At 61.8% G+C, this 13,094-nt stretch carries 13 protein-coding genes; 8 read left to right on the top strand and 5 right to left on the bottom strand.

Features of this window, described 5'->3' with window-relative positions; translation table 11 throughout:
• Positions 1-327 precede the first annotated feature (327 nt).
• Positions 328-903: an S-(hydroxymethyl)glutathione synthase gene (gfa, locus tag P5W99_RS29630; protein ID WP_421028010.1), complete on the top strand. Its 576-nt coding sequence runs from the start codon at positions 328-330 to the stop codon at positions 901-903.
• Positions 904-1,040: 137 nt separating this feature from the next.
• Here gfa and P5W99_RS29625 read toward each other — a convergent pair whose 3' ends face one another.
• Positions 1,041-2,480, bottom strand: a complete 1,440-nt coding sequence (locus tag P5W99_RS29625) for an MFS transporter (RefSeq protein WP_421027389.1) — start codon at positions 2,478-2,480, stop codon at positions 1,041-1,043.
• A gap of 100 nt (positions 2,481-2,580) precedes the next feature.
• Between P5W99_RS29625 and P5W99_RS29620 the strand changes: the two genes are divergently transcribed.
• Together P5W99_RS29620 and P5W99_RS29615 are read left to right on the top strand one after the other, a co-directional pair.
• Positions 2,581-2,853, top strand: a complete 273-nt coding sequence (locus P5W99_RS29620) for a hypothetical protein (RefSeq protein WP_434664691.1) — start codon at positions 2,581-2,583, stop codon at positions 2,851-2,853.
• Between the two features lie 47 nt (positions 2,854-2,900).
• The gene (locus tag P5W99_RS29615; RefSeq protein WP_421027387.1) at positions 2,901-3,524 is read left to right on the top strand and encodes a hypothetical protein; all 624 of its coding nucleotides are present in this window, start codon (positions 2,901-2,903) and stop codon (positions 3,522-3,524) included.
• A 54-nt stretch (positions 3,525-3,578) separates the two neighbouring features.
• Here P5W99_RS29615 and P5W99_RS29610 read toward each other — a convergent pair whose 3' ends face one another.
• Complete coding sequence (locus P5W99_RS29610) at positions 3,579-5,000, bottom strand: DUF2252 domain-containing protein (RefSeq protein WP_421027386.1); 1,422 nt, start codon at positions 4,998-5,000, stop codon at positions 3,579-3,581.
• 909 nt (positions 5,001-5,909) lie between these two features.
• Here P5W99_RS29610 and trxC point away from each other — a divergent pair.
• Together trxC and P5W99_RS29600 are read left to right on the top strand one after the other, a co-directional pair.
• On the top strand, positions 5,910-6,347 hold the full coding sequence (gene trxC / locus P5W99_RS29605; RefSeq protein ID WP_434665383.1) for a thioredoxin TrxC: 438 nt from the start codon (positions 5,910-5,912) through the stop codon (positions 6,345-6,347).
• 137 nt (positions 6,348-6,484) lie between these two features.
• The gene (locus P5W99_RS29600) at positions 6,485-6,691 is read left to right on the top strand and encodes a hypothetical protein (RefSeq protein WP_434664689.1); all 207 of its coding nucleotides are present in this window, start codon (positions 6,485-6,487) and stop codon (positions 6,689-6,691) included.
• A gap of 146 nt (positions 6,692-6,837) precedes the next feature.
• Here the strand turns inward: P5W99_RS29600 and P5W99_RS29595 are convergent, their stop codons facing one another.
• Positions 6,838-7,479: a J domain-containing protein gene (locus P5W99_RS29595; protein ID WP_421027383.1), complete on the bottom strand. Its 642-nt coding sequence runs from the start codon at positions 7,477-7,479 to the stop codon at positions 6,838-6,840.
• A 375-nt stretch (positions 7,480-7,854) separates the two neighbouring features.
• On the opposite strand from P5W99_RS29595, the gene P5W99_RS29590 reads away from it, so the two are divergent.
• Positions 7,855-8,358, top strand: coding sequence for a universal stress protein (locus P5W99_RS29590; RefSeq protein ID WP_421027382.1), 504 nt, complete (start codon positions 7,855-7,857; stop codon positions 8,356-8,358).
• A gap of 514 nt (positions 8,359-8,872) precedes the next feature.
• Here P5W99_RS29590 and P5W99_RS29585 read toward each other — a convergent pair.
• Together P5W99_RS29585 and P5W99_RS29580 are read right to left on the bottom strand one after the other, a co-directional pair.
• Complete coding sequence (locus P5W99_RS29585) at positions 8,873-9,418, bottom strand: hypothetical protein (protein WP_434664687.1); 546 nt, start codon at positions 9,416-9,418, stop codon at positions 8,873-8,875.
• Positions 9,419-9,756: 338 nt separating this feature from the next.
• Positions 9,757-10,644, bottom strand: a complete 888-nt coding sequence (locus P5W99_RS29580; protein WP_421027380.1) for a LysR family transcriptional regulator — start codon at positions 10,642-10,644, stop codon at positions 9,757-9,759.
• A 146-nt stretch (positions 10,645-10,790) separates the two neighbouring features.
• Here P5W99_RS29580 and P5W99_RS29575 point away from each other — a divergent pair, with 146 nt between their 5' ends.
• A complete protein-coding gene (locus P5W99_RS29575) occupies positions 10,791-12,074 on the top strand; it encodes an MFS transporter (protein ID WP_421027379.1) in 1,284 nt (427 codons plus the stop codon).
• A 58-nt stretch (positions 12,075-12,132) separates the two neighbouring features.
• Positions 12,133-13,044, top strand: a complete 912-nt coding sequence (locus P5W99_RS29570) for an amidohydrolase family protein (RefSeq protein WP_434665381.1) — start codon at positions 12,133-12,135, stop codon at positions 13,042-13,044.
• Positions 13,045-13,094: the final 50 nt, after the last annotated feature.

The raw sequence follows: 13,094 nt of genomic DNA, 5'->3' as shown, positions 1-13,094 counted from the left end.
TCTAAAGGAGTGGTGTTCGGGGCGAACAATAACAACAAGGCCCCAAGCATATGGACTCAAAAAATCGAAGAATAGAGGTGTGCTAGTGCACGATGCTTAAGTTTTTCTAAAACGTATTGCATGCCGGAGCGTCCCGTGCCCGCCAGACATGCAGGGGCACATCACGGCCGTTCGCAGCGTTGTTTCGCAGGGTTCCCTCGTATACTCCCCGGCAGTATTTGACCTATACTCGTGCCCAGTATCCTCAGCAGCCGCTTTCGCCCAGCAAAGCACGGGCAAACCAGTCCACGCGACTGTTCACTTCACAAGCCATCACGGAGACACATCATGACCATCGCGTTACATCCGACCGTCGATCGGGGCATCAAAAAAGGCACCGAGAATTTCGCGGGAGGCACGCTGCGTTGCAAGTGCAGCGATAACCCGGTTGAAGTGCAGGTTGCTTCACAGGTGCTGTTCAACCACGCATGCGGTTGCAGCAAGTGCTGGAAGCCCGCGGGCGCGCTGTTCTCGGTCGTGGGGGTCGTGCCGCGCGAGAAGCTGTCCGTCGTTGCGCACGGCGAAAAGTTGAAGGTCGTCGACGAGAAAGCGCCGATCCAGCGCCATGCGTGCACCGCCTGCGGCACGCATTTGTATGGCCGCATCGAGAATAAGGACCATGCGTTCTACGGGCTCGATTTCATCCATACGGAACTGTCCGCCGATACCGGCTGGGATGGCCCGGGCTTCGCGGCGTTCGTTTCGTCGATCATCGAAAGCGGCACGCCGCCTTCAAAGATGGAGCAAGTCCGGCAAACCCTGCGCGACAAGGGCCTGGAACCCTATGATTGTCTCAGTCCCGCGCTGATGGACATCCTGGCCACACATGCGGCGAAGGCAAAGGGCACCTACCGCGAGGCTTGATCGGCTGCGCGGCTCGAAGCAACGCTTGCGATGATCACAAGCGTTGCGACGATCCGAATAGTCATTGATCTGAGCAATAAAGTTCAAGGCGAAATACCGATCGGCTTCTTGCCCGCGCGCCAGCGCGCCTCGGCCTCTTAATTCAGCGAGGCTTTCTCGCGGGCAGCCGCCGCCATTCCGGCGCCGGCATCCGACGATTCCAGCGCTTCGAGCGAGGCATCCTTCGTCTCGATGCCGAGCACCCACACGGCCAGCGCCGCAACCACAAACGACAGCGCGCCGAGCGTGAACACGCCGCCCTGGCCGAACAACGGCAGCACGACGCCCACCACGTAGGGGCCGATCAGCGAGCCGACCCGCCCGATCGCCGAGGCGAACCCCGAGCCCGTCGCGCGTGCACCGGTGCCGTAGAGTTCGGGCGTATAGGTATAGAGCGCGGCCCACATCGCGAACAGGAAGAACTGCATCACGAGCCCCGTGCCGACCAGCAATACGATGCTCGCGCCATGCAGCGCCGTTTGCCCGTAGACGAACGCCATCGCGCCGCCGCCCACGAGCGACGCAACGCAGGTGGGCTTGCGGCCCCAGCGCTCGACGAGCCACGCCGCGCACAGAAAGCCGGGTATCCCGCCCAGCGAGATCAGCACCGTGTAGAACACCGACTGCGTGACCGCGAAGCCGGCCTGCTGCAACAGCGCGCCGAGCCACGAAGTGAGCCCATAAAAACCGAGCAGCGCGAAGAACCACAGCAGCCACACCATCGTCGTGCGGCGGCGGTAAGCAGGGCTCCAGATCTCGCGCAATGCGCTGCGCCCGCGCGACGATGCGGGTTGCGCGAGCGGCTGCGGGGCGGGCAAGCGCGTCAGCCTCATGGAGCGCATCACGCGCGCCTCGACGTCCGAGACCACGCGGTCGGCATCGACGAGGCGCCCGCGATGCTCGAGCCAGCGCGGCGACTCCGGCACGATCCGGCGCACGACGAGCACGAACACCGCGGGAATCGCGAGCAGCGCGAACACGGCGCGCCAGCCGAGCGCGGGCAACACGAAGTACGCGACGATGCCTGCGGTAATGAAGCCGAGCGGCCAGAAGCCGTCCATCAACGCAACCATGCGGCCGCGCTGCGCGGAGGGCACGAACTCGGAAAGCAACGCCTGCGCGATCGGGAACTCCATGCCCATGCCAAAGCCGAGCAGGATCCGGTAAACGATGAGCGAGTTGACATCGTGCGCGGTCGAGCACAGATACGATGCGATGCCCCACAGCACCATGCTCCATTGAAACACCGGACGGCGGCCGAAGCGGTCGGCGAGCAGCCCCGCCACCGCGGCGCCGATCGTCATGCCGAAGAAGCTCGCACTTGCCACGAGCCCGGCCTGCGCGCTCGACAGGCCAAACTCCTTCTTGATCGAGCCGAGCACGAAAGTCATGGTGCCGAGATCGACCGAGTCGAAGAAAAACGCGAGTGCGATGATCAGGAAAATCAGCTTGTGATAGCCGGAAAACGGCAAGCGTTCGAGCCGTGCGGCGGCGGTCGCGCGCGATTTGGGCGACGTGGAAACGGAAGCGTTGCGCATGGCGTCCTCTGATGGAAAAAGCTGCGCCACGGGGCGTGACACAGCCGTTCGTTTCAGTAGACGTGAACAAAATCCGATGCCATAGAAGGCGAGCGGCATCGTGACAGAACACAAGCGTCATGAATGCCTGGGCGGGAGCTATTTTTGCGTCTTTGCAAAGCCGCTGGGTGCACAACGTTTAACTGGAAATGGCAATCGGAAATCTTGTTGGCAATTTTCTTCTGAACAAAGAAAAACTGCCCGTTTGTTCCGCTTGTTCTGTCTCATTCGCTTATTCGTTTTGTGCCATTTTTCCATCCGCGCACTGGCCCTTTCCAGGAGAGTTGCCTTTCGCCCCGCCGATTTCTATGCTTTTTGCATCTGCCAGGGATGATCGATCGTGGCGGCCTTCGAGAAGCGAAGCAAGAGGAGAATCGTTCCATGACGATGCCGCCCCAGCCAGAGCCAGGGGAATGCGAAGACCGGGAGCCGGACCACGTCAACGGCCCCGAAGCCTCCGCAAGAAGCAACGATCCCGCGCGCCTGACCGGCGGCGCATGGTTCAGCCTTGCGGTAAGCTTCTGTTTCTTCCTGCTCATGGTCGCGATTGGCGTGAAGTATCACGTGGCCACACCGCAGCGTGAGGCGCCCGCCGAACCCGATCGCTATGTGATCGCGAATGCGTCCGCGCCCGCCATCGCGACAACACCCGCCATCGCGACAACACCCACGCCACAGCCCGATGCCTACGATACCCTGCTCGCGCAGGCGCGCGAATGCGCGGCTGCGGCCCAATGGGATTGCGTGATCGAAACGACCAGCAGCGCCATCGCGCAACGCGGCAATACGCCGGAAACCAAAGCGCTGCTCTCGCAGGCCATGGTCAAGGGCGGATGGGTTCCCAAAAATGCACACAATGTGCGCGAGGTCTCCACCATGCCGCCGGAATCGAAGCGGCCCGTCCTGCATGCGCATCGGCATCGGGCTCATGCCGAGCGGCTAAGGTATGGCGCTGCGACACGGCCTAATTCCGCGGGTGAGATGGCCGATATTTATCGGCATTGAGCACGCCGCCAGCCGGCCAGAGCTGACTAGAGACGCCGGCATGGCGTTCGCGGCTCAGTCATCCATTACCGCCTCGATCCGACCTTCACGAATTGCCCGAATGAACTCTCGATAATCGTTCCGGTTCTGCCCGCTGTATTCCGTTGCGAACTCAGTGATGGCGTCGTCGAAAGCCCCGCCCGAACCCATGTATCCGGCAATCATCGCGGCATCCCCGGAGCGCGCATGAGCCCGCGCAAGCGCATGCGCGCACATGCGTCCGTATTGCCGGAGCATTCTGGCATCCAGTGCTTCGATAACGACAGACATCTTCACGTCGCGCAGTTGCCTGATATAGAAGTCGCGCCCGTTCTGTCCGCGAGTCCAGCCGAGAAACACGTCACTTGCGGACTGCATGATGCGCTGGCCCGCAATCACCCGCTGACCATGGTTGGAATGCAGACTCTTTCCCGCATACGGCTCCAGGACCGAAGCTCTGGCCTCCTTCACCTGCAGAAATAGCGGGTCGTTATCGGAGGCCATGAGGAGGCCCACACTGCACATCGTGCCGACGCTGCCCACACCCACTACCTTGGCCGCGAGGTCAACCAGATGGAACCGATCGAACAACACGCGCACATGCTCGGCGAGACTCTCGCGATACGAGGCCAGCGACTCGGCATAGCCTGACTCGAGGCCAGGCGCCAGTTCCGCATCAGGGTGAAAGATGAGCGGCGGCTCGTCCTTGATACGCGGCCTCCCGCCCTCCTCGGTAACGAGCTTGGGATAGAGGTGATCCGGCACGGTCTTTCGTCGCTCGACTTCGATCCGTTGCGCAAGGCGCTTGCGCGCATACTCGACGATATCCGGATCGCCTGACTTGTCCTCATACTTTTGCAAATCAATCCGGTCGTACCAGACATCGAGCGCGCGCATGTAGGCATAGTCGTGCATACGTTCGCGGTACTGGCGCACGAGATCGGTCGTGAGACGCACGGTGTCGCTGTAAGGCAGCTCGAGATGCTGTGCCGCAATCACCACGCTCGCGGCAAGCCGCTTCAGGTCCCACTCGAAGGGAGCCGGCAGTGTCTCGTCGAGATCGTTGATGTCGAAGATCACGTTGCGCTCGGGGGTCGCAAACCCGCCGAAGTTCATCAGATGCGCATCGCCGCACGCCTGCACGCGCAAGCCGCTCGTCGGCGTCGTGGCAAGGTCCGCAGCCATGATGGCGGCGGCGCCTCGATAGAACGCAAACGGCGAGGCGGACATTCGACCGAAGCGGATGGGGATCAGGTGCGGCAAGCGGCCCGCGTTGGACTCTTCGAGCAGTTCGATCACATTGCGGCGCTGCTCGGGCAGCCGCCATCCCGCCTGCGACGCCCGGGGTACGTGATCGCGAATGACCCGGCCCTCGGCAGCCCGCTCGTCAGGCGTGCGGTAAGCTACTGGCGCCGGGTTCGCGGCGTGCGCGGCCTTGCGCGAAAAAGCTTTATCCATGGCGTCTTTTCCTTGCGTGTTTCAGCGTTTCGGTGCTCCGTGTGCCCGCGAGAACCACCCGTTGTGTAGACAGTAGTGAAGAAAAATCCTCAACGATTGACCTGGATCACAGCCTCCCCATCACGCGGTTTCCAGGTTTCGGCCGCGTCGGTCTTGTTGCTCAGCAAGTAAGGCCGGACGAACTGTGGGGCGATCAGTCGAACAGTGTGTCCGAGCTTGATGAGCTCACGGTCCCGATTTCGCCTTGCGACTTCACTGTGCGCGATGTAATTCAATATCGCCGGTCTGATCGCTAAAAGGGATTCTCCGCCCGCTCATCGCGATCTTCAGTGCGAGGGCTCGCGATTGACGGAAATCAAGTAATCAGCACATCGTTCGTATACCTTTTGTAGCGGCGATTCGTGCTGGCAGTCGGCGCAAATGAGTTTGTCGAACTTCAGCCGAGACGATATGCGTACCCACCGCAGGATCTGCGCTCGCGCGCTATACCGCGGCGGGGGGCAATGAAAGCCTGCCTCGCGATGGTCGCTGTGGGCTGCTTACGATTTCGATTATTGCGTTGGGCGGATAAGCGATGTGAGCCGTCCGGCCGCCGAGGCTATTTACGAGCGTGAGGTGGATGCCATGATATTCATACTATCAGCCGCGATCTTCGTTGTATCGGCTGGGTTGCTCTTCGACATTATTCCGACACCGGCCACATCAGTGATGTCCGCCCCAGCGTCCCCCTCCGGTTCCACCCCGGGCGCAACGGACGAAACTGTCGCCCCGAAGCCGCGGTCCGAATCCGGACGGAGTCCGCGGACTCCCGCGAGTTCAGCGTCAAGATCGGAAGCAAGCGGCAAGGACGCGAACTGATGTTTCTCCAGGCCGCGCCTCGGGCTCGACATGGAAACGAAGGAGAGAAAAATGCACATCGTTTGCAGCCATTGCATGCGGGTCAACCGCATCGATGCGGCACGACTCGACGCTTCCGCCGTCTGTGGGGCCTGCGGCGAGCCGTTGCTTGGCGATGAACCGGTCCATCTGAACACGAGCAACTTCACGTCCTATGTCGGCCGAAATGATCTGCCGGTGCTCGTCGACTTTTGGGCGCAATGGTGCGGTCCATGTCGGGCCATGGCGCCGCAGTTCGCCACCGCCGCGGCTGAGCTCAAAGCGCGCGCCCTCTTTGCAAAGATCGAAACCGACGCAAACCCACAAGTTGCGACGCAATTCCGGATTCGCAGTATTCCGACGCTTGTGCTGTTTCGCGGCGGAATCGAGGTGGACCGCCGAAGCGGCTTGATGAGTGCGCAGGAGATCGGCAATTGGCTCGGCCCGGTACTTCGCCAAAAGCAACCTTGAAAGCACAGCCTCCGAACCGTTGGCGTCAGGCAAGGCGCTGGCGTGTAAGAGGAAGACCGAGCCTCACGCCGGGGGAGCAAAATTCAGTAACCGATCGTTGCCATCGATTGTGTCCGCAACGATCTTCTCGAGGTGCTATGCACGCCGTCGATGCGTCAAGCCTGATCAACTGGCGCCATTCCATGACCTGCCAGCAGATCGCGAATACGACGCGCGAACGCCGTTGCGATGCATGTTTGCGGATTGAGACCCAGCGCCGCGCCAATCATGAGGAACCCGCCTTTCTGGACACCAACGGCGTCCGGCGTGAACAACGCAATGGAGCTGAGAGCTTGAACGAGTGACTCGATCACGGGCGCCAGCAAGAAGCTGGATCTTTGCACCCAACAAGCAGGAGCGCTTTGAGGCGGCCGTTCGCTAGTTACGGGCCTGCGATCGATTCCGGCAGTCTGTCACGGCGAGACCGTCGGACAGCGCCGGCAGCCAGGCATCAGCGTTCCTCACGCGAAGGGGGATCGCCCGGCACGACGAACCCGAACATTCCGCGCCAGATCGCATTAAAGAAGTTCTCGTGCGAGCGGCCGTCAAGCGGCTCTCTTTTGCACTCGCTCTCTGGCGCAGATTCTGGCATTGCGCTGCGTGGCTCTTTCGAGTTGGGCGATGTGGAATCGTCAGATTGCTGGCGACGGGAGGTACGGTTCTGGCGCGACAAATGCAACTCGACCGCGCCAACTGCGATTCGCTCCGCCATTTGTGGCTCACATTCGCGACCAAGTAGCACGCCGAACACGACGTCGCGGTTGTGGCCCTGTTCTGCGAAGCGCATCGCCACAGCTACATAACGCGCATACGCCGCCTGGCGTGCCGCCTCTTGCAAACGCGCTTCTTCTTCCTGCTCACGGGCCAGACGCCCCATTTCCTCGGCATAAACCGCATCATAAACGCGACGCTGCGCGGGATCTGAGAGGATCGCGTAAGCCTCCTTGATCTCCTGAAACTGCGCATGTGCGGATGCTTCGCGTCCCATATTGCGGTCAGGATGCGCTTTCATCGCGGCCCTGCGGTAGGCCCGCTTGATTTCCTCATCACTCGCGTCGTCATGCACGCCCAGGAAGTCATACAACGTCGCCATGGCCCGCCCAGATCGAAGTGGAATCGCGTGACCGATCGTAGCATGCCGCACGGTCCCGCACAGCGAAGGAAAGCTTGCGAAATGGGGAAAACGCACAGTGTGCCGCGCTCGAAGGTGCTCAGTCATAGAAACGCGTGGCGCTTATGCGCCGCGCCGCGGTCGAGTCCGGTTGACGCAACACCCGCCAATCAAGCGTAAAAATTCTCGCTTCACACAGGAGTCGCTGCGCTAGCGAACATGCCTGCTTCTCCATGCGCTCCATTCGACTTCCGTGAAGCACGGCCGGGTGCCTGGCGTTGATTGATCCACATCAGTCAGAAAACCGGGGCCACGCCTAGATTGAACGTTACGTTAGAGCAGCAACGAGGTGTGACCATGTACGAACGAATCCTGGCGCCGATAGACGGCAGCGCAACGTCGCAGAGCGCGTTCAAATTCGCACTGTCGATCGCGCGCGAGAGCGGGGCAGAGCTCATCCCGCTCTTTGTGGTCGAGGTGCCGATCTCGGCCTATGAGATGCCCGGCGGCAATCCGATGCACGTGCACGAAGCGCTGCTAAAGGAAGGCCGGCGCCTGAAGGACGAAGCGCTTGCGGCCATGCAGTTCAACGGTGTACGAGGCACCCCGCGCGTCGTCGAAGTCGACGCGCCCGGGGGCAGTGTTCCCGAGCGCATTCTCGAAGTAGCGCGCGCGACGCATTGCGACCTTGTCGTCATGGGCACGCATGGGCGGCGCGGCGTGAAGCGGCTCATGCTCGGCAGTGTCGCTGAGCGCTTCGTGCGCATGTCGTCGTGCCCAGTCCTGTTGATCCCGGGCGCAGCCTTTGCTGTGGAAACCGGGGCCGCGTCGGCGCCTGAAACTGAAGACGCGTCGTCGTGACCCGAAAGCGGCCTTGTATATGCGAATAAATCCACGCGCAGGCTGGGTGCTTTTTCCGCCGGCGATTACCTGCGCCGCACCCAGATCATCACGTTGGGTGCAGACAAGGGCTACGAGTGAGCGCGTCCGTGTCTGAGAAGTACGGGTGGAGCGCGCCGATGCTGTGACCATCACTCGCACCGAACCGGGTTGTCATCGTTGTTGGCTTACATTTTGTAGGGGAAACGCCTGAGTGATTTCCTTCGTCAGAAGATTATCCTGACCTAGCGGCACTGAAAATTCTCGCTGCGTGTGTGATTTGCGGGCTGCGCTCATGCGGCGCGGCCCTTTTTTTGCAAAGAACAAAAGGCTTACGGTGCAAACAGGTAAGCCGATTGAAACGCTCGCCAAAAGCCGCACATCCTTTCAAATTGCGCCGCGAAACACGCGGAAACACGCGGACAGACAGGGCCAGAGAAGCAGGGCCTTCTGACTCGACAATATCAGCCGGACCATGGATAACCTGGTCAAAGCGTTACAGCTTTGGCAGGCCTTGCCGCTGGCCGTCCTGGACCTGCTGCCGCGCACCTTCCTGCGGCGTCGTTGCCGTGAATTCTCCGGCGTTAGGCGCGTCGGCCGCGCCGGTGAACGACAGTGAGACGCCGCCCGGTCGTTGCCAGCGCGCCTCGATGACCTCGTAGGTGCCGCGCATCCGGTCTTGTACGGTGACGGAGCGTTTGACCTGGGGCTTGCCGAACTTGTACTCCAGGAATGCATAGTCATGTACCTGCGTGTCGACGCCCGGCGTCAACAGGTAGACGCCGTGCACGACGCCCTTGATGAGGCTGATGCGCAAACTGGTGTACATCTCGGGATACTTGTCCACGGGGTACATGACGTCGAGTGTCTCCGTACCTGTTGGGGCCGTGCCAATCAGCGAGCGGTCGGCGTGTTCAAAGCACGGGTGCGGGGTTTCGTCGGTGTAGGAGTTGTGGACGCCCGGATAGCTGTTCGGCTTGAAGGGGCACTCCGGCATCGCGGTGAAGGGTTTGTACAGGGCGATGCCATAGATGGCCGTCACGGTGGGCTCGCTGCCTGGCGCGCTGGTATGGGCTGAAGCTGCGGGTGCAGCAGCAAATGTGAGCGCCGCCAACAGACCACCCAGAGTAGATGGCCGAAAACGAGTGGTGTGCATGTGCTTTCCCCGAGTGTGCTGATAGCGCCCGACTTGCGCATTGGCAGGCGGGTCTGTATTGGGTATGGGCCGCATTCTGTTCGAATGCGCCGCGCCCGTATGTCTGTCAGCGAACCGGCGCTGCGAGCTTGGGCCACACCTCCGTGCCTGGCTCCATCACCGGACCGGTTTCTATCCGGCTACTCAGTCGTGTCCAAAGTGCAACTCGAAGTCCGACGCACGAATCAACACGTGCTTAACAGCGCTGCAAATTTGTCGGCCAGCGTAGGACGTGAACGATGCGGCCAGATCGCACTGAGTTCGAATAGCGGCAGCGCGTCGCCTTCCCGCACCTCGCATACGCGCACGCCTTCGAACTGGATCGCCTTGACGGATTGCGGCAACAGCGAAGCGCCGCAACCCGCGGCAACGCAGGCGAGCACTGTCAGCGATCGATTGGCATCCTGAACGATATTGGCTTCGCAACCGAACTTGCGAAACGCGCTGAGGATGCCCGCTCGCACCACCGGCAAGTGTCCGTGCGGAAACCACACCAGCCCCATGCGTGCCAGTTCCGCGAGGCCGAGCTTGCCATCCTCGCCCAGCGGATGCGACGCCTGCACGACTGCCTGCAAGCGCTCGCGCACGATCAGCTTTTCGCGCATTCTGCCGCCCACCGCAACCGGCGTATGCAGCAGCCCAATGTCGATCTCGCCGGATTCGAGCGCGCTGGCTTGTTCCGCGTTGCTCATTTCGCGCAATGTCAGCTCGACATGAGGGACCGCCGCGCGCAACGCCGCTATCGCCCTGGGCATGACCTCAAACAGCGCCGCGGACGCGAAGCCGATGGTCAGCCTGCCGCCGCGTTGTGCGCCGATATCGCGCGCCCGCTTTTCGGCCGCTTCGATCCGCGAAACGCTAAGACGAATATCCTCGGCGATCGCTTCGCCGGCAGGTGTCAGGGCGGCGCCGCGGCGCGTGCGCGCCAGCAGCTTCACGCCCAGATCCTTCTCCAGCCGGGTAATCGCCTGGCTGAGCGCTGGCTGGGCCATCCCGAGCTGGGCGGCCGCGCCGGTGACGCTTCCCGCATCGACGATGGCGAGAAAATACTTCAACGTGCGGATCGACTCCATGGTCGCCTTTCCATATCAAGATGCTATGAATGAACAACATTTCCATAGTATGCACGCGTTTCAGGCTTACCTAGAATCCCGTCAAATCCACTAACAGCGGCCGCCCGCCGAACTTCGCACGCGGCACGCACCAGGAGACGACGACCATGCGCTGGTATCGCGAAATCACGCCCATCGAGAAACGAACACTGTGGGGCTGCTTCGGCGGTTGGGCGCTCGACGCCGTCGATACGCAGGTCTTTTCCCTTGTCATTCCTTCGCTTCTCGCCACCTGGAGCATCAGCAAAGGCCAGGCGGGACTGATCGGCGGCGCCACGCTGGTGGCCGGCGCGCTCGGCGGATTGCTCGCGGGCATCCTGTCCGACCGCGTCGGCCGGGTGCGCGCGCTGCAGATCACCGTGATCTGGTTCTCGCTCTTCACGTTTCTGAGTGCATTCGCCCAAAGCTTCGAGCAGTTGCTTGTGCTGAAGGCGCTGCAAGGCATCGGCTTCGGCGGCGAATGGACGGCTGGTGCCGTCCTGCTCAGCGAAACGATGAACCCCAGGCATCGCGGCAAGGCCATGGGCATCGTGCAGAGCGCGTGGGGATTCGGCTGGGGCGCCGCTGTGCTGCTCTATATGGCGGTGTTCTCGTTCGTTTCGCCGCAATGGGCCTGGCGCGTTCTGTTCGCGATCGGCCTCGTCCCCGCGCTCCTCGTTCTCTACGTGCGCCGCAATGTGGTCGAGCCGCCGCGCGAACCGCAGATCTCGCACGACGATTCCGCGCAACGCAGCATATTCGGCATCGCCGCGGGAATTTTCGATCCTGCCGTGATCCGCACCACCATCGTCGGCGGCCTGATCGGACTGGGCGCGCATGGCGGCTACCACGCAATCACCACCTGGCTGCCGACGTATCTGAAGACTGAGCGCCATCTCTCGGTGCTGGGAACCGGCGGTTATCTCGCAGTCGTCATCGTGGCATTCATCGTCGGCTGTTTCTTGAGCGCATGGTTGCAGGACCGTATCGGACGACGCTGGAACGTGATCCTCTTCGCCATCTGCTGCGCGGTGATGGTGAACATCTACACGTTCCTGCCGATCAGCGACACTACCATGCTGATCCTGAGCTTTCCGCTCGGCCTCTTTTCGGCGGGCATTCCGGCAACGCTTGGCGCGCTGTTCAACGAGCTGTATCCGCAAGGGGTGCGCGGAACCGGCGTCGGCTTTTGCTACAACTTCGGCCGCATCGTATCGGCCGCATTTCCGGTGCTCATTGGCCATATGAGCGGGTCGATGTCGCTGGGCGCGGCACTGGGCATCGACGCGGGCGTTGCCTATGGTCTCGTCGTCGTCGCCGCGTTGATGCTGCCCAGCACGCGGGGCCGGCTCGTCCCGTCGCAGCACCCGAGCGGCGCGCGCAACGACGCGCCAGCCGTGTCGCGCCACTGAGCGCGCTCGTGCATTGACGCATCGCTCAATGTCAACCGAATTTCAGGCACTACAAACGATGGACCGCTTCCAGCCCGCACTACCGGCCGATCCGTTCGATGGCCTTTCGTCGGCATCCCTGACATGGCTCGACGGGGCCACGACGTCCATCACGGGCATCGATACGCACGCGCACATCTTTGTGCAAGGACTTCCGCTCGCCTCACAACGCCGTCATGCGCCGGACTATGATGCGACGCTCGAGCAGTACATTGCGCAACTCGCAGCGCATGGCATGTCGCAAGGCGTTCTGGTGCAGCCCAGCTTTCTTGGCACCGACAATGCGTTTCTGCGTGCGGTATGCGAGCGCTATCCGCGACGCTTTCGTGGCGTGGCCGTTGTCGCGCCAGAGATCACGGACGCCGAACTGGAAGCGCTGAACGCCGCGCACATCGTAGGCGCACGACTGAATCTGATCGGACTTGCACTGCCGGAGTTTCGCGATCGCCGATGGTCCGCGCTCCTCGCGCGCTTGAACGCCCTGCACTGGCATGTCGAAGTTCAGGCGAATGCGGCCGATCTCCCTGTCGTGCTCAATGCCCTGCTTGGCCACGGTTGCACGGTGGTCGTCGATCATTTCGGACGGCCCGATGCGCATCTCGGTCCCGGCGATGCCGGCTTTCGTTATCTGCAATCCACAGCCTCCTGCGGCAGCGTGTGGGTCAAGCTGTCTGCCGCCTATCGCAGCGCCGACCGCTCAGACGGCACTGAGCACGGGCGCGCCCTCGCCGCCGCTCTGCTCGAATCGTTTGGCCCTGAACGTCTCGTGTGGGGCAGCGACTGGCCGCATACGCAGCATCGTCATCTGATCGACTACCGCGGTACCGTGGAAGCATTGGAAGACTGGATTCCCGACTTTCGGGCGAGAGCAAAAGTGATGACGACCTCCGCTGCAGAGCTTTTCCGCTTCAGTGTTCCTTCCGAGAAATAACTTTGCATGAACGCGCAATGATTTCGAGGCTGTTGGCGCTGCGACACAGC

Source organism: Paraburkholderia sp. A3BS-1L (assembly GCF_051125215.1).
GTDB lineage: Bacteria > Pseudomonadota > Gammaproteobacteria > Burkholderiales > Burkholderiaceae > Paraburkholderia.
This window is presented reverse-complemented; position numbering and strand designations above follow the sequence as displayed.

Excerpts from the sequence above, each read along its gene's own strand:
- P5W99_RS29610 (WP_421027386.1), bottom strand. The coding sequence starts at position 5,000 with ATGGATAAAGCTTTTTCGCGCAAGGCCGCGCACGCCGCGAACCCGGCG.
- gfa (WP_421028010.1), top strand. The coding sequence starts at position 328 with ATGACCATCGCGTTACATCCGACCGTCGATCGGGGCATCAAAAAAGGC.
- P5W99_RS29615 (WP_421027387.1), top strand. The coding sequence starts at position 2,901 with ATGACGATGCCGCCCCAGCCAGAGCCAGGGGAATGCGAAGACCGGGAG.
- P5W99_RS29575 (WP_421027379.1), top strand. The coding sequence starts at position 10,791 with ATGCGCTGGTATCGCGAAATCACGCCCATCGAGAAACGAACACTGTGG.
- P5W99_RS29570 (WP_434665381.1), top strand. The coding sequence starts at position 12,133 with ATGGACCGCTTCCAGCCCGCACTACCGGCCGATCCGTTCGATGGCCTT.
- P5W99_RS29590 (WP_421027382.1), top strand. The coding sequence starts at position 7,855 with ATGTACGAACGAATCCTGGCGCCGATAGACGGCAGCGCAACGTCGCAG.
- P5W99_RS29580 (WP_421027380.1), bottom strand. The coding sequence starts at position 10,644 with ATGGAGTCGATCCGCACGTTGAAGTATTTTCTCGCCATCGTCGATGCG.
- P5W99_RS29600 (WP_434664689.1), top strand. The coding sequence starts at position 6,485 with ATGCACGCCGTCGATGCGTCAAGCCTGATCAACTGGCGCCATTCCATG.
- P5W99_RS29625 (WP_421027389.1), bottom strand. The coding sequence starts at position 2,480 with ATGCGCAACGCTTCCGTTTCCACGTCGCCCAAATCGCGCGCGACCGCC.
- trxC (WP_434665383.1), top strand. The coding sequence starts at position 5,910 with ATGCACATCGTTTGCAGCCATTGCATGCGGGTCAACCGCATCGATGCG.
- P5W99_RS29595 (WP_421027383.1), bottom strand. The coding sequence starts at position 7,479 with ATGGCGACGTTGTATGACTTCCTGGGCGTGCATGACGACGCGAGTGAT.